Source organism: Cyanobium sp. Aljojuca 7D2 (genome assembly GCF_024346415.1).
Taxonomy (GTDB): Bacteria; Cyanobacteriota; Cyanobacteriia; order PCC-6307; family Cyanobiaceae; genus Cyanobium_A.
In genome coordinates this window covers 44,273-61,643 of record NZ_JAGQCX010000004.1, presented here as the reverse complement: position 1 = coordinate 61,643, position 17,371 = coordinate 44,273, and the positions used below count along the sequence as shown (strand labels likewise).

General features: G+C 64.2%; 17 protein-coding genes. 10 read left to right on the top strand and 7 right to left on the bottom strand.

Translation table 11 applies throughout. The annotated features are described in order from the left end of the window. Nucleotides 1-6: 6 nt before the first annotated feature. Entirely contained in the window at nt 7-438 is a 432-nt protein-coding gene (locus tag KBY57_RS05765) for an ion channel (RefSeq protein WP_254994947.1), read from the top strand. Further along, nucleotides 399-770: a hypothetical protein gene (locus KBY57_RS05760; protein ID WP_254994946.1), complete on the top strand. Its 372-nt coding sequence runs from the start codon at nt 399-401 to the stop codon at nt 768-770. Before KBY57_RS05765 ends, KBY57_RS05760 begins: the two co-directional genes overlap by 40 nt. Here the strand turns inward: KBY57_RS05760 and KBY57_RS05755 are convergent. The 5 genes from KBY57_RS05755 to pyrC form a co-directional block, all read right to left on the bottom strand. Then, nucleotides 736-3,852 (bottom strand): efflux RND transporter permease subunit, encoded by a 3,117-nt coding sequence (locus KBY57_RS05755; RefSeq protein WP_254994945.1) that lies wholly within the window; start codon nt 3,850-3,852, stop codon nt 736-738. The genes KBY57_RS05760 and KBY57_RS05755 overlap by 35 nt on opposite strands. Before the next feature lie 40 nt (nt 3,853-3,892). After that, entirely contained in the window at nt 3,893-4,108 is a 216-nt protein-coding gene (locus tag KBY57_RS05750) for a DUF3136 domain-containing protein (RefSeq protein WP_094561403.1), read from the bottom strand. 63 nt (nt 4,109-4,171) lie between these two features. Beyond that, nucleotides 4,172-5,644: a bifunctional orotidine-5'-phosphate decarboxylase/orotate phosphoribosyltransferase gene (locus KBY57_RS05745; protein ID WP_254994944.1), complete on the bottom strand. Its 1,473-nt coding sequence runs from the start codon at nt 5,642-5,644 to the stop codon at nt 4,172-4,174. An 89-nt stretch (nt 5,645-5,733) separates the two neighbouring features. After that, the gene (locus tag KBY57_RS05740; protein ID WP_254994943.1) at nt 5,734-6,870 is read right to left on the bottom strand and encodes an acetate/propionate family kinase; all 1,137 of its coding nucleotides are present in this window, start codon (nt 6,868-6,870) and stop codon (nt 5,734-5,736) included. A 35-nt stretch (nt 6,871-6,905) separates the two neighbouring features. Beyond that, complete coding sequence (pyrC, locus tag KBY57_RS05735; RefSeq protein ID WP_254994942.1) at nt 6,906-7,973, bottom strand: dihydroorotase; 1,068 nt, start codon at nt 7,971-7,973, stop codon at nt 6,906-6,908. A gap of 127 nt (nt 7,974-8,100) precedes the next feature. Here pyrC and KBY57_RS05730 point away from each other — a divergent pair, with 127 nt between their 5' ends. Then, nucleotides 8,101-9,318 (top strand): FAD/NAD(P)-binding oxidoreductase, encoded by a 1,218-nt coding sequence (locus tag KBY57_RS05730; protein ID WP_254994941.1) that lies wholly within the window; start codon nt 8,101-8,103, stop codon nt 9,316-9,318. On the opposite strand, the gene KBY57_RS05725 is transcribed toward KBY57_RS05730, so the two are convergent. Together KBY57_RS05725 and KBY57_RS05720 are read right to left on the bottom strand one after the other, a co-directional pair. Continuing rightward, nucleotides 9,315-10,343: a helix-turn-helix transcriptional regulator gene (locus tag KBY57_RS05725; protein WP_254994940.1), complete on the bottom strand. Its 1,029-nt coding sequence runs from the start codon at nt 10,341-10,343 to the stop codon at nt 9,315-9,317. The genes KBY57_RS05730 and KBY57_RS05725 overlap by 4 nt on opposite strands. A 95-nt stretch (nt 10,344-10,438) precedes the next feature. After that, on the bottom strand, nt 10,439-10,606 hold the full coding sequence (locus KBY57_RS05720; protein WP_315859774.1) for a hypothetical protein: 168 nt from the start codon (nt 10,604-10,606) through the stop codon (nt 10,439-10,441). Nucleotides 10,607-10,860: 254 nt separating this feature from the next. Here KBY57_RS05720 and KBY57_RS05715 point away from each other — a divergent pair, with 254 nt between their 5' ends. The 7 genes from KBY57_RS05715 to pstS all read left to right on the top strand — a co-directional run bounded on the left by KBY57_RS05715 (nt 10,861) and on the right by pstS (nt 17,328). After that, nucleotides 10,861-11,007, top strand: a complete 147-nt coding sequence (locus KBY57_RS05715) for a hypothetical protein (RefSeq protein WP_254994938.1) — start codon at nt 10,861-10,863, stop codon at nt 11,005-11,007. After that, entirely contained in the window at nt 10,980-12,080 is a 1,101-nt protein-coding gene (gene corA, locus KBY57_RS05710; protein WP_254994937.1) for a magnesium/cobalt transporter CorA, read from the top strand. The genes KBY57_RS05715 and corA overlap by 28 nt, the downstream gene beginning before the upstream one ends. A gap of 83 nt (nt 12,081-12,163) precedes the next feature. After that, complete coding sequence (locus KBY57_RS05705; protein ID WP_254994936.1) at nt 12,164-13,183, top strand: PstS family phosphate ABC transporter substrate-binding protein; 1,020 nt, start codon at nt 12,164-12,166, stop codon at nt 13,181-13,183. A gap of 7 nt (nt 13,184-13,190) precedes the next feature. Beyond that, nucleotides 13,191-14,159 (top strand): CHAD domain-containing protein, encoded by a 969-nt coding sequence (locus KBY57_RS05700; RefSeq protein ID WP_254994935.1) that lies wholly within the window; start codon nt 13,191-13,193, stop codon nt 14,157-14,159. Nucleotides 14,160-14,219: 60 nt separating this feature from the next. Continuing rightward, nucleotides 14,220-14,375, top strand: coding sequence for a hypothetical protein (locus tag KBY57_RS05695; protein WP_254994934.1), 156 nt, complete (start codon nt 14,220-14,222; stop codon nt 14,373-14,375). A 148-nt stretch (nt 14,376-14,523) separates the two neighbouring features. Beyond that, nucleotides 14,524-16,092, top strand: a complete 1,569-nt coding sequence (locus KBY57_RS05690) for an iron uptake porin (protein ID WP_254994932.1) — start codon at nt 14,524-14,526, stop codon at nt 16,090-16,092. 228 nt (nt 16,093-16,320) lie between these two features. Next, nucleotides 16,321-17,328: a phosphate ABC transporter substrate-binding protein PstS gene (gene pstS / locus KBY57_RS05685; protein ID WP_254994931.1), complete on the top strand. Its 1,008-nt coding sequence runs from the start codon at nt 16,321-16,323 to the stop codon at nt 17,326-17,328. The last annotated feature ends 43 nt before the right edge of the window (nt 17,329-17,371 follow it).

The window sequence follows — 17,371 nt, the reverse complement described above, 5'->3', positions numbered from 1 at the left end:
AGGTCTGTGCCCATCTCGGAGCCCAATTCTCCCGAGCGATGGCTGGCCCACTGGCGGGAACCCTATCTGCTGCTGATTGAGGCCAGCTGGCCTCAGTTTCTGCTGCTGGTGACTGCGGCCTATGTGCTGATCTATCTGCTGTTTGCGGCCCTCTACTCACTCGACCCAACGGGGATCGGGGGCTTGTCTGGCGGCATGGCGCTGCCGCTTCAGGCCTTTTTCTTCTCCGTGGAGACCATGGCCACGATTGGCTACGGGGTGATCTATCCCCTCAGCCACTGGGTGCATGTGGTGATGACCCTCGAGGCGCTGGCCGGGCTGATCCTGGTGGCCCTGATCACCGGTCTCTCCTTTGCCGTTTCTCGCGCACGCCCCACTGCATCCGCTTCGCTGAGACGGTGCAGGTTGGCTCGGTGGAGGGCACTCTGGCCCTGCTGATCGGCCTGAACAGCAAGCGCCGCAACACGATTCTGGATGTCAGGGTTCAGGCTGTCTGGAAGCATGCCGGTGTTGCGGGGCTCACCGAGTACGAGCCGTTGCCGCTGCAGCTCCCCGATGGCCTGCCCCTGCAGGAGCAGCTCACCCTTGTCCACCGGTTGGATCCCCAGCGGCCGTTGCAGGGTCGAGAGGGCGCCTTGCTGATCAGCTTCAGCGGCGTAGACGCCACCCTGGAGCGCCCGATCCATGCGGCCCATCTGTATGAAGCCAGCCAGATTCTCTGGCGTGAGCTGCCCCCTACTCCCCTTGCCAGCCCTGCTCCCAGCCTTTGATCATCCGGTAGATCACCGGCACCACGAACAGGCTCAGCACGGTGGCCACTAGCAGCCCGGAGAACACCACCGTGCCGATGCTCACCCGGCTGCCGGAGCCGAAGCCGCTGGCCAGCAGCAGGGGCATGAAGCCCGCCAGCGAGGAGACGGCCGTGAGCAGGATCGGCCGCAGGCGGGCGGTGGCCGCACCCCGGATCGCCGTGTCCAAATCGAGGCCTTCCGCCATGCGCTGGTTGGCGAATTCCACAATCAGGATGCCGTTCTTGGCGGCCAGGCTCACCAGCACCAGCAGGCCCATCTGGCCATACACGTCGAGCGGCAGGCCGCGCAGCATCAGGCCGCCGATGGCCCCCAGCATGGCCAGGGGCACCGTGACCAAGATGATGAAGGGATCGGCAAAGTTGCCGTAGAGGGCAGCCAGCACCAGCACCATCACCACGATCGCCAGGGCGAACACGCGCACGTTGCCGCCGCCCGCTTTCGCTTCTTCCCGGGCTAGGCCCGCCCATTCCAGCGCGGTGCTGCCGCCGCGTTGCCGCTGCACCTGCTCCAGGGTGGCCATGGCCTGGCCGCTGCTCACCCCCGGCCGGGGCAGGGCGCGGATGCTGATCGAGCGCACCAGCCGGGTGTGGTTGATCGAGGTGGGGCCGCTGCCCGGCTCGATGCGCACCAGCTGGGCCAGGGGAATCAGCTGGCCCTCGCGGTTTTTCACCTGCAGGCCCAGCACGTCGTCGGCACTGCGCCGCGCCTGGCCATCGAGCTGCACGATCACCTTGCGCACCTGATCGCTTTCGAAGCTGTCGTTGACGTAGTCGCTGCCGAAGCTGGCCCCGAGGGTGTCGACCACGGTGCTCAGATCCACGCCGAGAGAGGCCATCTGCAGGCGGTCGGGCACCAGCTGCACCAAGGGGGCTCCAGCGCTGAAGCGGGTCGACACCCGCTCGAAGCGGTTGGTGGCTCGGGCGGCGCGGATGAAGGCCTGGGCCTGCTGCTCAAAATCCGAGAGGCTGAGTTGGCCGTTGCTGCTGTCGAGCAGTTCGAGCTCCAGGCCGCCTTCGGCGCTGAAGCCCCGCACGGACGGGGCCTCGCTGAGTTGCACCACGGCACTGCTGATGCGGCGGCGCAGCTGGCCATCGAGGCGCTTGGCTACAGCCCGTGTCGAGGCCTCGGGGCCCCGGCGTTGCGCGATTGGCGCCAGGCGCACGAAGAAGCTGCCTTTGTTGGGGCTGCTGTCGCCGAAGGAGCGCCCCGCATAGAAATTGGCGCGGGTGATCAGGGGGTCCTCGGCCACCACCTGGCGCACCTGGTCGAGCACCCGCTGGGTCTGCTGCAGCCCCAGGCCATCGGCCAGGATCACCACCCCCCGCAGCTGACCGTTGTCTTCCTGGGGGATGAAGGCTTTGGGCAGGGCCTGCAGGGCGCTGCCGGTGAGCAGCAGGCCCGCCAGCAGCAGGGCTACCACCAGGCGCCGCCGTGCCATCGCCCACTCCAGCCAGCGGCCGTAGGGAGTTTCCAGGCCTTCGAGCCAGCGGCGGGGCGGATCGATCCAGCGCAGCAACCAGGCCGGTTCCCGTTGCTGCGGGCCCAGCAGCCGGCTGCCGGCCACCGGGGTGAAGCTGAGGGCGTTGAGGGTGGAGAAGGCGATGGCGCCGCTGATCGTGATCGCGATCGGGGCATAGAGCCGGCCGAGGCTGCCGCCCAGCCCCAGCACCGGAATGAACACCACCACCAGCACCAGCGAGGTGGCCACAACGGCACCACCCAGTTCGGCCATGGCCTCGCGGGCGGCCTGCAGCGGGGGCTTGCCGGTCTCCAGCCGCCGGCCGATGTCCTCACTCACCACGATGGCGTCGTCCACCACCAAGCCCGTGGCCAGCACGAGACCAAACAAGGTGAGGGTGTTGAGCGATTGGCCCGCCAGCTTCAGCACGCTCAGCGAGCCGATCAGGGCCACGGGCACCGCCGCGGCGGTGATCAGGGCGAGCCTGCTGTTGCCCAGTCCGAGCAGCAGCACCACAAACACGAGCAGCACCGCATCGCGCAGGCTGTTGAGGGTGCCCTGGATGCTGCCGCGCACGAAGTCGGCCTCATCCACGATCAGCTGCTGATCCACCCCCGGCGGAAACTGGGGTGCCAGCTCGTCGAGGGCGGCATTCACCGCCTCGCTGACGGCAATCGCATTGCTGCCATCGCGCTGGTAGATCACCACAGCCACCGTGGGCCTGCCCTGGAGGTTGGTGGCGATGGTGTCGTAGGTCTCGCTGCCCAGGCTCACCCGGCCCACATCACGCAGCAGGGTGACGCCTCCATTGGCGCTGCGGGCCACCACCAGCTGTTCAAATTCTGCCGTGCTGCGCAGGCGCCCCTCCATCCGCAGGGGCAGGGTGATCTCCTGGCCGGTCGGGGCTGGTGCCTCTCCGGTCTGGCCCAGGGCCGCCAGCACGTTCTGCTGCTGGAGGGCCGTGCGCACCTCGGCAATCGTCAGGCCCCGCTCCTCCAGTCGCGCCGGGTCGAGCCAGAGCCGGAAGGCCAGGCTGTTGCCGCCGGAGAGGGTGACGTTCCCCACCCCAGGCACCCGCTGCAGCCGCTCCTTCACCACCTGGTCAAGCCAGCCGCTCAGGAAGGTGTCGCTGTAGAGGGCTGGATCGGCACTGAAGCTCAGCACCATCAGCAGGTCGTCGGAGCTGCGCCGCACCTGCACCCCGAAGCGGGCCACCTGCGCTGGCAGTTGGCGGGTCACCACCGCCGCTTCGTTCTGGGTGTTGATCTGGTTGAGTTCGGGGTCGCCGCCCTCAAATCCCAGGGTGATGGAGCTGCCGTTGGCGGAGCTGGTGGAGCGGATGCTGTCGAGCCGCTCCAATCCATTGAATTGCTTCTCGAGCAGGGCGGTCACGCCCTGTTCCACCACCTCCGGCCCGGCGCCTGGATAGTTGGCCCGCACTGTCACCCGCCCGGGCGCAATCGGCGGCAGGTTTTCCACCTGCAGGGCGGGTAGGCTCACCAAACCACCCAGCAGCACCAGCAGGCTCACCACCAGGGTGAGCACGGGCCGGCGCAGAAAGGGATCGGAGATCGATTTCATCGGCGCCGCAGCGAGCGTGCTGGCGAATCAGGCGAATGAATTAGCCCAGGTCGCGCTTCAGCACCACACAGAGGTAGTCGGGAGCTTTGTAGCGGCTCGGTAGGCAGATGTGCAGTTGCTCGAGGCGGCTCCAGCACACGGTGCGTTGAATGGCGGCCACGGTTTTGCCCTCCTTGAGCAGCAGCCGCAGCGCCTTGCAGTAGAGCGAATAGTTGGCTTCGAGTTCCCCGATGGTGAGTCCCTGGCTACTGCTCATCGCACGGGTTGCGTCCAGGAGTGGCAAAGACGCAATCTCACCTTACGGCGCCCTGGAACGGCCTTAGTCGCCGTGGCCCGAGCTCAGGACGGCCGCCTGGGCGTCGCTCAATCGGCCGGCGCGGTGCAGCACCCGGGTGATCTGCTCGATGGCCAGCACGGCATGGCAGCGATAACCGGCCGCCGCCAGACGCTCCCGGGCTTGGCGATCGTGGTCGCCGCCGTGGTCGATGAACACCACCACGTCTTCCACCACCAGGCCCGAGCTCTCGAGCTTGGCAATGCCCTCCAGCACGCTGCCGCCGGTGATCAGGATGTCGTCGACCACCACCACCCGGTCGCCCTCTTCGAAATCTCCTTCGATCAGGCGGCGGGCCCCATGGGCTTTCACCTCCTTGCGGGGGTAGATCAGGGGCTTGTGCAGTTGCAGCGAAAGGCCGGTGGCGGTGGGCAGGGAGCCATAGGGGATGCCGGCGATGCGGTCGAAGTCGAGCCCTTGCAACAGCTCGGCGTAGGCGTGCAACACCCGGTGAAACAGGTTGGGGTCGGAGATGATCTGGCGCAGGTCGACGTAGTAGTTGAAAACGGCTCCTGAGGCCTGCACGTACTCCCCAAACAGCAGGCAGCCGATGTCGAACAGGTCGACGATCAGGCTTTCGAGCGGATCGCTGCTACTGGGCAACCACAGTGCACAGGTGCTGGCATCGTTTTGCGCGCGGCTCTCCAGCCAACGCTCCCGCCTCGCCGTGATCTGGTGTTTGAGGGCCTCGGCGCGGGGGGCGATGTCGTCTTCGACCAGCAGGTTTTGGGGCAGGGGCAGCAGCAGTCCGTCGGCGGCAGCACTTAGGCCGGCCTGCAGCATCGCCTCGAGCTTCTCCTCCTCCCCCCAGAGGCTGCGCAGGATCAGGAAGCGCTCCGGTGCTTCGGCCCGCACCCGCGCCAGAATCTCCGGATCGCTGGTGCCCACCTCCAGCAGCAGCTGGTCGGGGGTGGCCCAGAGCTGGGTTTCGCGCACGATCCGCAGATAGAGCGGCTCGGTTTCATTGGGGTGGTGCTGGATCACCCGGGCCGCCTGGTTGGAGCTGTGGCAGGTCATCACCACGGCCTTGCCCGGGTAGAGCAGGAACGGGGCGGCGATGTCCTGTCCGGCCAGGGGCGACAGGGTGACCGCATCGGCCCCGAGCTCCTTGAACAGGTAATGGGCCAGGGCGGAGGAGGAGTTGAGATCGCCGTGCTTGGCATCGACGATCAAGGGCAGATCGCGGGGCACCAGGTCGCGCACCTCCAGCAGCAGCTCAAGGCCCACCGGCCCGAGGGCCTGGTAGAAGCCGAGGCTGGGTTTGTAGGCGCACACGTGGGGTGCGGTGGCCTCGATCACCGCCTTGATCCAGTGGCGGGCCTGGCTGAGAAAGGAGCGGCCGGCCAGGCCGCGGCGCGCGGCCCAGCTCTGCAGCATCTCCGGGTTGGGGTCCAGTCCTGTCACCAGCAGCGACTGGCGATCGGCGATCGCGTCGGTGAGTTGAACGAAGAAGCCCATCGCCCGCAGGCTGCCTGGGTCTGTTGCTAAGCCAGCCGACAGCCCTGGCGCGGGCTGGTGACACAGCTCGTTGTAAACCCGGGGCCCGTTTAGGTGGCGGCAGCCACGCACAGGCGCGCCATCAGCCCTTCCTCATCGGCGGGCACCCGCAGCCAGCGCACGGCTGGCCACCAGCCCAGGGCCTCTTCCAATTCGGTGGCCAGAGCTTGATCGTGCTCGCCGATGCCGCCGCTGAGGGCGATCACATCCACGCCCCCGAGGCTGGCTGCCATGGCTCCGATCCCCTGCAGCAGCCGGTGGCGAAACACCGCGATCGCCAGCTGGGCTCCGGCGTGTTGCTCCGCGGCCCGCAGCCGCAGCTCCCGCATGTCGCCGCTGAGCTCGGAGAGCCCCAGCAGGCCGCTGTGGTGGTTCAGGGTGTCATCGAGCTCGCTGGCGCTCACCCCCTGGCGCAACAGGTGCAGCAGCAGGCCGGGATCGACGCTGCCGCTGCGGCTCGCCATCACCAGGCCCTCCAGCGGCGTGAATCCCATGGTGGTGTCGACACTGCGCGGCGGGCCATCGGGGGAGATGCGGATGGCACAGAGCGAGCAGCCGGCGCCGAGGTGGCAGCTGATCAGGCGGCGCACGCCGGGTTCGCGGGCTGCCACCGTTTCGGCCACGTGCTGGTGGTTGAGGCCGTGAAAGCCGAAGCGGCGCAGGCCCTGGTGGCGCCAGGCCGCCGGAATGGCGTAGGTGGATGCGGCCTCGCCCAGGGTGGCGTGAAAGGCGGTGTCGAAGCAGGCCCATTGCTGGATGCCCAGTGGCGCCAGCCGGCCCTGCAGCCACTGGATGCCCTCCAGGGCCGGGCCGTTGTGCAGCGGGGCCAGGGGCACCAGGGTGGCCAGCTCCGTCAGCACTTCCGCTGTGAGCGGAGTGGGGGCGATGAAGCGGGAGCCGCCGTGCACGAGCCGGTGCACCACCAGATCCGGGGGCGGGCTGGCCTCGGCCAGCCATGGGGCCAGCCACGTCTCCAGCAGGGCGGGGAGATCCTGGCTCCCTGGATCAGCAATCTTCTGATCCACAAGCTCTGAACCAGCCTGGGGTCGGCCCCAGTTGCGCTGCTGCTGCCAGAGCCGCCGCCCGCTGGGATCACAGAGCGCCAGCTTGACGCTGGAGCTGCCGGTGTTCACCACCAGAATGGAATGGGGTGCCGTGGTGGAGGCGGCCGTCATGGCGGACGTCATGGCGGAATGGACGAGGTCTTCTCAGCAAGCACCCGTTAGGTGCCGGTGCGCAGCCGCCAGGCCAGGCTTTCGCCCGCATGGAAGGGCACCAGATTCACCGCGCTGCCGGCGGCATCGTTGCAGTGCAGCCGGCTGGGCACCTCATGCGGCTGCCGCTCCAGGGTGATCATGCCCGCGTTGAGCGGCAGCCCATAAAACCGAGGCCCGAACTCCGAGGCGAAGGCTTCGAGTTTGTCCAGGGCCTTCTCCTGTTCAAACACAGCCGCGTAGCTCTCCAGTGCAAACGGGGCGTTGAAGATGCCGGCGCAGCCGCAGGCCGATTCCTTGGCCTCGCGGCTGTGGGGGGCTGAATCGGTGCCGAGGAAAAATTTGGGATTGCCGGAGGTGGCCGCTCCCCGCAGGGCGATGCGGTGCAGTTCGCGCTTGGCCACCGGCAGGCAGTAGAAGTCAGGCCGCAGGCCACCGGCAAACATCGCGTTGCGGTTGATGTGGAGGTGATGGGGCGTGATCGTGGCCGCCAGGTTGGCTGGGCCGCTGCGCACGAAGTCGACCGAATCCATGGTGGTGATGTGCTCGAGCACCACCTTCAGGCCCGGGTGGCGCTGCAGCAGCGGTTCCAGCACCCGCTCGATGAACACCGCTTCGCGATCGAAGATGTCGATCTCGGCGTCGGTGACCTCGCCGTGGATCAGCAGCGGCATGCCGATGCGCTCCAGCACCGCCAGCACCGGCTCAATGCGGGCGATCGCTGTGACGCCGGAATCGGAGTTTGTGGTGGCGCCGGCCGGATAGAGCTTGGCGGCCGCCCACACGCCCTCTGCAAAACCGCGCTCGATCTCCTGTGGATCAATGGTGTCGGTGAGATAGGCCGTCATCAACGGCGTGAAGCCGCTGTGGTCGGGCAGGGCGGCCCGGATGCGCTCCCGGTAGGCACTGGCGGCCGCCACGGTGGTGATCGGCGGCCGCAGGTTGGGCATCACAATCGCCCGGGCGAATTGGGCGGCCGTGGCCGGCGCCACGGCCTGCAGCATCGCCCCGTCGCGCAGGTGCACATGCCAGTCGTCTGGCTGGCGGATGGTGAGCTGCTGCAGGGGCCGGGGCACGGCGAGCGCACAGGGGTCACCACCACCCTGGCAGGCCTGAAAGATTCACTGCAATCGGCTGGCGGCCAGCCCCCCGACCACCTAAATCTGAAACAGGCGTATCAGCTGGCGCGTTTCCACCCCGACCATGGCCCACCACCAGATCCTGATCGTTGGCGGCGGTGCCGCTGGCATCACCGTTGCGGCCCAGCTGAAGCGTGCCCGCACTGCTCTGGATGTGGCGATTCTGGAGCCTTCGGATGAGCACTACTACCAACCGGGTTGGACCCTGGTGGGTGGCGGCGTGTTCAGCCTGGAGGACACGCGCCGCGCCGAGCGCGACCTGATCCCCTCGGGGGTGCACTGGATCCAGGCGGCGGCGGCGGGCTTCGATCCCGACCACAGCACCGTGACCACCAGCACCGGGGAGCTGCTCAGCTACGACGTGCTGATCGTGGCCACCGGTTTGACGCTGCGTTGGGACAAGATCGAGGGGCTTAGCGAAGCCCTGGGCCAGGGCGGGGTGTGCAGCAACTACAGCAAGGATTTCGCCCCTTTCACCTGGGAGGCGATTCAGGCGTTCAAGGGCGGCAACGCGGTGTTCACCTGCGCGCCGATGCCGATCAAGTGCCCCGGTGCCCCGCAGAAGATCGCCTACCTGGCCGACGACGTGTTCAAGAAGAAGCGCTTGAACGCCAAGGTGATCTATGCCACGGCCACCCCGGGGATCTTCGGGGTGCCCACCTACGCGGCGCCGCTGCGGGAGGTGGTGCAGCGCAAGGGGATCGACGCCCGCTACAACCACATGCTTACCGCTGTTCGGGCCGACAAAAAGGAAGCGGTGTTCAGCGTTACCGAGGGGGAGGTGACCCGGGAGGAGGTGATCCCCTACGACCTGCTGCACGTGACCCCGCCGATGGGACCGTCCGCGGTGGTGGCCAGCAGCCCCCTGGCCAATGGCGCCGGCTTTGTGGAGGTGGATCAGTTCAACCTCCAGCACGTGCGCTATCCCAACGTGTTCTCCCTGGGCGATGTGAGTGGCATGCCCAATTCCAAAACGGCCGCGGCCGTGCGCGGCCAGGCCCCGGTGGTGGTGGCCAATCTGTTGGCGCACCTCGATGGCGTGCCCCTGGCTGCTGCCTACGACGGCTACAGCTGCTGCCCCCTAATCACGGGCTACGGCAAAACGATCATGGCCGAGTTCAACTACAAGCAGGAGCCCACCCCCTCGTTCCCGCTCGATCCCACCAAGGAGCGCTGGAGCATGTGGTTTGTGAAGCGCAAGATCCTTCCAAACCTCTACTGGAATCGCATGCTCGCCGGTGCCCAGCACGAGCGCCGCTTCATCCCCGGGGTGAAGGCCTAGCCGTGCAGGCGCCGCCCCTCACGCAGCACCTCAGAGGGGCGGATGCCGAAAACGCTTTGGAAGTCGCGACTGAACGCCGAGAGGTTGCGGAAGCCGAGTTTGGATGAGATGCCGGCGACGGTGTCGCTGGCCGCAGGGTTGAGCAGGTGCTGGCGGGCCAGCTCCAGGCGCTGGCGGCGGATCCACTGGATCGGCCCGCAGCCGAAGCGCTGGCTGAAGGCCAGCTGCAAATTGCGCCGGGAATAGCCGCTGCGCTGCTCCAGCTCGGTCAGGTTGATGGGGCTGTGCAGGTTGGCCTCAATCCACTCCAGCAGTTCCTTAAAGATCAGCTGGCGCGATAGCCCTTCGCTCTGGTGGCGGGCTTGTTGGTCGGCGTCGGCGAGCTGGGCGCAGAGGGCCAGGGCCAGGATGCGATAGATGAGGTCGTCGACCTGGAGGACCGCCAGGTCTCCTCGGTTCTCCAGTTCGGGTGCATCCACCAGGGCAAAGGCCCGCCGCAGGGTGAGGAGCAGCTCGGCTTGTCGCTTCTCGGTCATGGCGAGCACCTGGGGCCTCTGCAGATCCGGAGCGAAGCGGCGGCCGGATCGCCCTACGCCAGCAATGGCGGCGGCGGTGTTCTGCAGCCGCTGCAGGTCTACATGCAGCACCAAGCCGTTGTAGTGGTCGGTGGCGTAGCGGTATTCGAGGCCTGGATTGAAGTAGAGGGGCGCTTCGCCATGGATGCTGTAGCTGCGGCTGTCCACCTCGTAGGTCGCGGCCCCGGAATAGCAGATGTTGATGGCACCGATCCCGGGGTTTTCGCCGATCGCTCCGATGATCGGACAGGTGTACCCAGAGGTGAGGGTGAGCTCGCCAACGGTGGCAGTGCTGGCCCGATGCAGGAACGGACTGGACTCAGGGAGGCGGGGGGCAAACTCGAGCACGGGGAAGTGCTGGTTGAGTTTGTTGGCCAAACCCTGGGGGTCCCGATCCACAACCGCTTGGTGGTTGTGGAAGACCAGGGGCAACTGGGCAACAGAATCCAAGCCAGCCTTCGAGCAGGGGCCAGAGCTTAAAAAAGCTCGAAAGATAGGCCCCTTGTCGAAGCCAGTCTTAACGCTTAGTGCCAGGTGCCGTAGACCTACTGCCCTTTCTGGGACTTCAGCAACGCGTCCTTGCTGTCCTTGAGTTCCTTCCAGATGTTGCGGATCTGGGCGTAGGCCTGCTCCTGGCTCACCTTGCCATTGCTCTGCAGCCCCACCACCAGTCCCACCCGCTCGGCGAAAGACTCAAGGTTTTGGTGAAACATCAAACGCTGGGGTGTCCAGTCCGGTCCGCGGTACGGCGAATGGGGTTCCATGGGTGAGCGCACACCGGTGGGCTCGCCATCCGACTCGGGAGGTGTTGGACGCGATCCCGCAGTGGCCACAGGGGTCCAGCGAACTTTTTCAGTTTAGAAGCCAGGGTTTAAGAGGTGGTGAAGGCTTGGCCTTGTGTTGCCGGGAGCACTGGCGCGTTTCTGGTGGTGGCTGCACCATTTCACTCCCGAGGCGACGCCATGCCATGGATCATTCTTCCCAGGGTTGGTGGCCCCAGGTGTTGCTCTGCCTGCTGATCCAGGCCAGCATCGTGGGTGGCGGCCAGGTGTTGAACCGCTGGCTCGCCCCTGATTCCCCTCCGCCGTGCTGCGCCCCACCCCTGGTGCGCTGAACTCCCATCTGCTGGAGGAGCGCCCCGCCAATCTGCCGGCCCATCTCTACGTTTCTGGGGGGCGCCACCGAAGCTGCTTCAGTGCCGTGCTGTTTGAGCCCGAAGGGCCGCGGTTGCTGCAGCTCCAGTCGCCCCAGGAGCTCGAGCCGTTGCAGCGGCTCGGCTATCCCCTCTGGCTGCGGGTGATGGGCTTGGGCGATCCCCGGCTGGTTGAGGAAATGCTCGACACCCTGCAGGTGCCTCCCATGCTGCTGCCGCCGTTGCTCGAGGTGCCGCAGCGCTCTCGGGTGGATGGGCTCGGTGAAGCGGTGATCGTGGTGCTACACCGGCTCAGTTTTGCCCGCGATCCCCTGCATCTGCTCAGTGCCCAGGTGGGGTTGCTGCTGATGCCCAACCTGCTGGTCACCTTTGAGGAGGCACCGGCGGGCGAGTCGTTTCCGGAGCTCACCGCCTGGTTGGAATCGCAGGCAGGGGCTGTGGAACACCGCGACCTCGACGACATCCTTCACTTCCTGGTGGATGAATTGCTCGATGCTCTGTTCCCGATGCTGGAGCAGATCGCCAATCGCCTCGATGATCTGGAGGAGGCGGCCCTGCGGGATCCCAAGCCGAAACTGCTGGCCAGAGCTTTCGTGCATCGCAGCAACCTGCGCACGATTCGCAACCAGGTGTGGCCCCTGCGCCATCAGATCCGGGTGCTGCTGCGCCAGGGGCAACAGCTCCTGGGCCCTGATGCGCTGGGGGGCTTTCAGGAAATGGCTGATCTGGTGGAGCTGTTGTTTGAAAACTGTGAGTTGTTGCGCCATCAGTGCGATGCCATTACCCAGGCCTATGCCGCCAGCGTGGGCAATCGCATGAACCAGGTGATGAAAACCCTTACCATTCTCACCAGTATTTTTGCGCCTCTCACCTTCATCGGTGGGATCTATGGCATGAATTTCGCCAACGTGCCCGAGCTCAATTGGCGCTATGGCTATCTCTACGCCCTGCTGTTGATGGCGATTGTGGCGTTGATTCAGTCCTATTGGTTGTGGCGCCGTGGCTGGTTTCAGGATTGGACGGCGCCGCGCTGACCCATCGGGTCCGGAAGCACAACCTGGCCTTAACCGCCTAGGAGCTCGAGATCGCCCAGAGTTCTGTCGTGGATGTGACCGTCATGCGCCCCCTCCTGCGCCTCGCCTCGCTTGCCCCGATGCTGGCCCTCCTGCCAGAGGCGGCTCTGGCGGCGCCTGATGCGGTCCGCATTGGCGGCTCCAGCACGGTGTTTCCGGTGCTGCAGGCGGCGATTGCGGCTTATCAGAAGGGGGGAGCCAACCGCCAGGTGCGCTTTGAGCTCAAGGAAACGGGCACCTCGGCGGGGTTCCGGCAATTTTGTGCCGGCCAATTGCCCCTCGCGAATGCTTCGCGTCCGATCAATGCCAAGGAGCTCAAGGCCTGCGCGGCCAAGGGCGTGACCTTTCTGGAGCTGCCGATCGGCTTTGATGCGATCACGGTGGTGGTGAACCCTGCCAACACCTGGGCGTCCAGCATCACCACCCGGGAGCTGGCGCGGCTCTGGAATCAACGGGCAACGGGATCGCTGAAAACCTGGAGCCAGGTCAACCTGGATTGGCCCAACCAGCCGATTCGGCTCTGCGGACCAGGCAAGGATTCTGGTACTTACGATTATTTTAATAAGGCCATCAATGGAGATGAGCGCAATTCCAGATCAGACTATTTTGCCAGTGAAAATGACAATGACCTGGTTGCCTGTGTGGCCAAGAATCCTGACGCTCTGGGTTATTTCGGCTTTGCCTACTACCAGTCCAATGCCAAGCGGCTGAAGCCCCTGAGCGTCGTGGGCAAGAAGGGCGCTGCGATGCCATCGTTGGCGTCGGTTCAGAAAGAAGCTTATGTGCCCCTCTCGAGGCCGCTGTTTCTCTACGTCAACGACAAAGCCCTGCGGCAACACCCGGAGCTTCAGAAGTTTGTGACATATACCGTAAAGAATGGGCTCAAGCTGGTGAAACAGGCTGGCTATATCCCCATGCCATCCAGCACCTATCTGCTGGTGGAAAGTAAGCTATACCGGCATGTGACGGGCACGGCTTTCGGTGGCGATCTGCCCGTGGGCCTCACCACGGCACAGGCCTTGCAGCGCAGCTTGGAGAGCATCAAGAAACCGGAATTCCGTTGAGCCCTGCATGGCGATCCCAACCCGCTCCGAGCCCCTGAGCAATGGCAGCTACGCCAGGGACCTGTTGCAGAAGCACGTGTCCAAGCTGGTGCAGCTGCAGGCTCCGGTGTCCGAGGGCAAGGGCACCGAACCGTTGCATCAGATGCGGGTGACCATGCGTCGCCTGCGCACCACCCTGCTGCAGTTTGAGCCGGCCCTGCAGCTGCCCCCGGCCATCAACGACCAGCGCCTGGCCAAATGGGTGCGGCGGCTGGGATTGGCACGGGATCTCGATGTGTTGCGTGAGCGCCTGGAAGATGGTTTCTTGCCCCAACTGCCGCAGGCCGAGGTGAAGGCCCTGCGGCCGGTGATCAAGCAACTGCGGCGCGAGCGCCAGCTGGCCTACGGCCATGTGGTGGAGGTGCTGCAGAGCCGCTCCTATCTGGAGGGGCTGGCCCAGTTGCAGGGCTGGTTGAAGCAGCCCGAATTCTCCCGGTTGGGGGAGCTGCCGATTCGGGAGTGGCTGCTCGAATGGCAGGGCCCCAGCCTGGCCAGCTTGTTTCTGCATCCGGGCTGGCAGGTTTCCAGCGCGGCCGGCGAGGTGGAGGTGCTGCACGAGCTGCGGCGGCAGATCAAGCAAGCGCGCTACCGCCTCGAGAATCTCTCCGAGCTTGCCGGTAGCCACACCGCGCCCTGGATCGGCCGCTTCAAGCAGGGCCAGGAGCTGCTGGGTGAATTCAACGATCTGCAGGTGCTGCAGCGTGCCATCAGCGATCAAGTGCCGGGCCGGTTGGAGCAGGAGCTGCCCCAGCTGGAGTGGCTGCTGGTGCAACATCAACGCCATTGCTGGGAGCAGTGGCGCGAGCTGGTGATCGAGGTGCTGCCCACTCGGCAACGGCGCCGCCTTTGGCAGGCGTTGTCGTCCAGGTCGCTGACATGCAGCCCCTGGACTTGGGTGAAGGTGGGATTAAGGCGTGCAGCTGCCCGGTTCGGCTAAGGGTGGGTTGTTCACAGTTGCTTTGCCCACGCCATGCTCAGCCCTAACTGTTTTTGGATGATGGGTGATGAGCGCCTGGCCGACCTGGGGGCCTTGCTGGTGTTTCGGCATTGGTTGCGTCAGCAACTCGAAGAACTCGCTGCTGAGAGCGACGCCACGATTCCTGAGCAGGAGCCAGGCGCTTCTAAGGAATCTTATGGCCGGTTGTTTTTTTAAGCTGCGGCACAACTGCATCTCATCTGCTGGTTTGCATGTGTTCTGCAACACAATTTGGTGTAGTGCACGTGCTCGTTTCATGCATTGGCCCTCGATAGGTTGCGGCCGACTTCCTTTGTGAAGTCATCCCTATCGGTGTGAGGACCCGATGAATCTTTCCAAGAAGCTGCTGCTGGCACTGGCCGGCACCAGCCTTGCGGCCCCGATGGCCGCTTCCGCTCAAGAGCTGGCTTCGTTGAGCGGCGCTGCTGCCATCAACGAGTACATGCAACAGCAAGACGTGGATCGCTTCCGCGCCTGGGAATCCAAAAACCAGGTCACCAGCGTCAACCAGTTTTCCGATGTGCAGCCCACCGACTGGGCCTACCAGGCTCTGAGCAACCTGGTGGAGAAGTACGGCTGCGTCGCCGGCTACCCCAACGGCACCTACAAGGGCGGCAACGCCATGACCCGCTTCGAAGCGGCTGCCCTGCTGAATGCCTGCCTCGATCGCGTCACCGAAGTGACCGATGAGCTGCAGCGCCTGATGGATGAGTTCAAAACTGAGCTCGCCGCACTCACCGGCCGCGTCTCTGGCCTCGAGAAGAAAGTGGGCAAGCTGGAAGCCCAGCAGTTCTCCACCACCACCAAGCTGCGTGGTGAAGTGAGCATGATTATTGCCGGTTCGCCCAATTACTATGGCGATGGCTCAACTGCTACTACCTTCAATTACGACGCTCGTCTGAGCTTCGACACCAGCTTCACAGGCAAAGATCTGCTGCGGACCCGCCTTCGCAGTGGCAATTTCAGTGATGATCCTTTTGGTAGCAGCGGCAATGTGTTCAAGTTGGATAAGGCGGAAGAAGGAGACGGAACTGTCTTCATTGATCGTCTCTTCTACTCCTTCCCGGTGGGTAATGAGGTGAAGATTACGGTGGGTGCCCTCGCCCGCAACACCGAGATGTTGTCGTTCCTTCCTACCGCGTATAAGTCGGATATCCTCGACTTCTTTAATCTTGTTGGTGCTACAGGTACTTATAACAAGGCGACTGGTGCCGGTGCAGGCTTCTCTTGGAAGCAAAAAGTCAAGAAGGGCAACCCTTTCATTGCCTTTGACTTGAACTGGGTATCTCAAGATGGCGGCGCAGGTCCAGGCTATGCTGATTCTTCAATCGGTGCTTTCAGTGAAGAAGGAGCTCAAAATATCCTGGCTCAACTGGGTGTGAAGGGTCAAAACTGGGGTGCAGCGGTTGCTTACCGTTACGGCTCTGAGAATGCACGCTTGAGGGATCCCAACAGCTCCTCCAGCAGCTTCTTCCGAACTCTTGGCGATGGCCAGGAGAGCAACAGCGTGTCGCTTGCGGGTTTCTGGGAGCCGATGGATGCCAAGTGGCTTCCGTCAATCTCTGGTGGCTTCAGCTATACTAGCTATAGCGAAGGTGATACTCGTCCGTCGGCAGATATCTGGTCTTGGATGGTTGGACTCCAGTGGAAGGATGTGTTCGCCAGTGGAAATAGCGCAGGTTTTGCTGTTGGCTCACCCCTCTACGTGACATCAAGTTCGACTGGTGCTCAGGAGAATCCTCCTGGCTACATGTATGAGTTGTTCTACCGATTCCGTGTCTCTGACAATATTTCCGTTACACCGGCCGTGTTCTGGATCACTAAAAACTACAATGACGGCAACGCTGGTGAAGGTACTTATGGTGGTGTGATTCAGACTACCTTCCGCTTCTGATCTCCAGAACGGCATATTCACTCCTCACACAGTCCTCAACTGCTTTCTCACACACCTCTAGCCCCCCCCAGGAATGGGGGGCTTTTTATTGGCTGCTTTTGGTGATCTCAGGCGATGTCGGCAACAGACAGGGTGGCTCTGATCAACCTTGACCGCTCCTTAACCACGGCATAACGACGGGTGGATCAACGCCTTGCTATTCAAGGTTTGACCCCAAAAGTCTTTTCCATGACCTTCGCCAAGAAGGCCCTGATCTTTGGCACCACGGCCGCGATTGCTGCCGGTGCCACAAGCTTCGCCATCCCCGCGTTGGCCCAGGCCACCATCAGCGGAGCTGGTGCCACCTTCCCGAATGCCATCTATCAGCGCTGGGCTGTGGAGTATGCCCGCGAGAAGAATGCCAAAGTGAACTATCAGTCGGTGGGTTCGGGCGCCGGTGTGCGCCAGTACCTGGCTGGCACAGTTGACTTCGGTGGTACTGACGAAGAACTGCAAGCCGCTGACTTCAAGAAGGGCGCAGCTGCTTCCCGCGGTGTTGTGCAGATCCCCATGGTGGGTGGCACGGTGACCCCGGCTTACAACAACCCCAGCTGCCAGAATCTCAAGCTCACCCAGCAGCAGGTGGCCGATATCTTCCTCGGCAAGATCACCACCTGGGAGCAGCTGAAGTGCGGCAAGGGCAAGATCACCGTGGCTCACCGCTCCGACGGTTCGGGCACCACCTACGTGTTCACCAACTCCCTGTCCTGCTTCTCCAATGAGTGGAAGAGCAAGGTGGGTAAAGGTAAGGCGGTGAAGTGGCCCGTGGGTGTGGGCGGCAAGGGCAACGAGGGCGTGGCCGGTGTGATTAACAACACCCCGGGCTCCATTGGCTATCTCAACCAGGCCTATGTGAAGGGCAAGATCAAGGCGGCTGCCGTTCAGAACAAGGCCGGCAAGTTTGTGATGGCCAACGATGCCACCGGAGCCGCGGCTCTGAACGGTATCAAGCTCGATGCCAACCTCGGTGGTGAAGAGTGCAACCCCGCGGGTGCCAACGCCTTCCCGATTGCCTCCTTCACCTGGATCCTGGCTTACCAGAAGGGCAACGGCGCCAAGGCTGGTGCTATCCGCAACTACCTGCTCTGGGCCCTCTCGCCCAAAGCCCAGAAGATGGCCGCCGAGCTCGATTACGTTCCCCTCAAGGGTGATGTGCTCAAGCGCGCCAAGGCTGCTGTGGCCAAGATCGGCCAGTGAGTTGCGTGATTTAACGCAGCATCTTCAGGGGCCTTCGGGCCCC

What these genes read in the sequence shown, in the direction of transcription:
- KBY57_RS05755 (WP_254994945.1), bottom strand. Translation starts at nt 3,852, where the DNA reads ATGAAATCGATCTCCGATCCCTTTCTGCGCCGGCCCGTGCTCACCCTG.
- KBY57_RS05750 (WP_094561403.1), bottom strand. Translation starts at nt 4,108, where the DNA reads ATGAGCAGTAGCCAGGGACTCACCATCGGGGAACTCGAAGCCAACTAT.
- KBY57_RS05745 (WP_254994944.1), bottom strand. Translation starts at nt 5,644, where the DNA reads ATGGGCTTCTTCGTTCAACTCACCGACGCGATCGCCGATCGCCAGTCG.
- KBY57_RS05740 (WP_254994943.1), bottom strand. Translation starts at nt 6,870, where the DNA reads ATGACGTCCGCCATGACGGCCGCCTCCACCACGGCACCCCATTCCATT.
- KBY57_RS05730 (WP_254994941.1), top strand. Translation starts at nt 8,101, where the DNA reads ATGGCCCACCACCAGATCCTGATCGTTGGCGGCGGTGCCGCTGGCATC.
- KBY57_RS05720 (WP_315859774.1), bottom strand. Translation starts at nt 10,606, where the DNA reads ATGTTTCACCAAAACCTTGAGTCTTTCGCCGAGCGGGTGGGACTGGTG.
- KBY57_RS05715 (WP_254994938.1), top strand. Translation starts at nt 10,861, where the DNA reads ATGGATCATTCTTCCCAGGGTTGGTGGCCCCAGGTGTTGCTCTGCCTG.
- KBY57_RS05705 (WP_254994936.1), top strand. Translation starts at nt 12,164, where the DNA reads ATGCGCCCCCTCCTGCGCCTCGCCTCGCTTGCCCCGATGCTGGCCCTC.
- KBY57_RS05700 (WP_254994935.1), top strand. Translation starts at nt 13,191, where the DNA reads ATGGCGATCCCAACCCGCTCCGAGCCCCTGAGCAATGGCAGCTACGCC.
- KBY57_RS05695 (WP_254994934.1), top strand. Translation starts at nt 14,220, where the DNA reads ATGGGTGATGAGCGCCTGGCCGACCTGGGGGCCTTGCTGGTGTTTCGG.
- KBY57_RS05690 (WP_254994932.1), top strand. Translation starts at nt 14,524, where the DNA reads ATGAATCTTTCCAAGAAGCTGCTGCTGGCACTGGCCGGCACCAGCCTT.
- pstS (WP_254994931.1), top strand. Translation starts at nt 16,321, where the DNA reads ATGACCTTCGCCAAGAAGGCCCTGATCTTTGGCACCACGGCCGCGATT.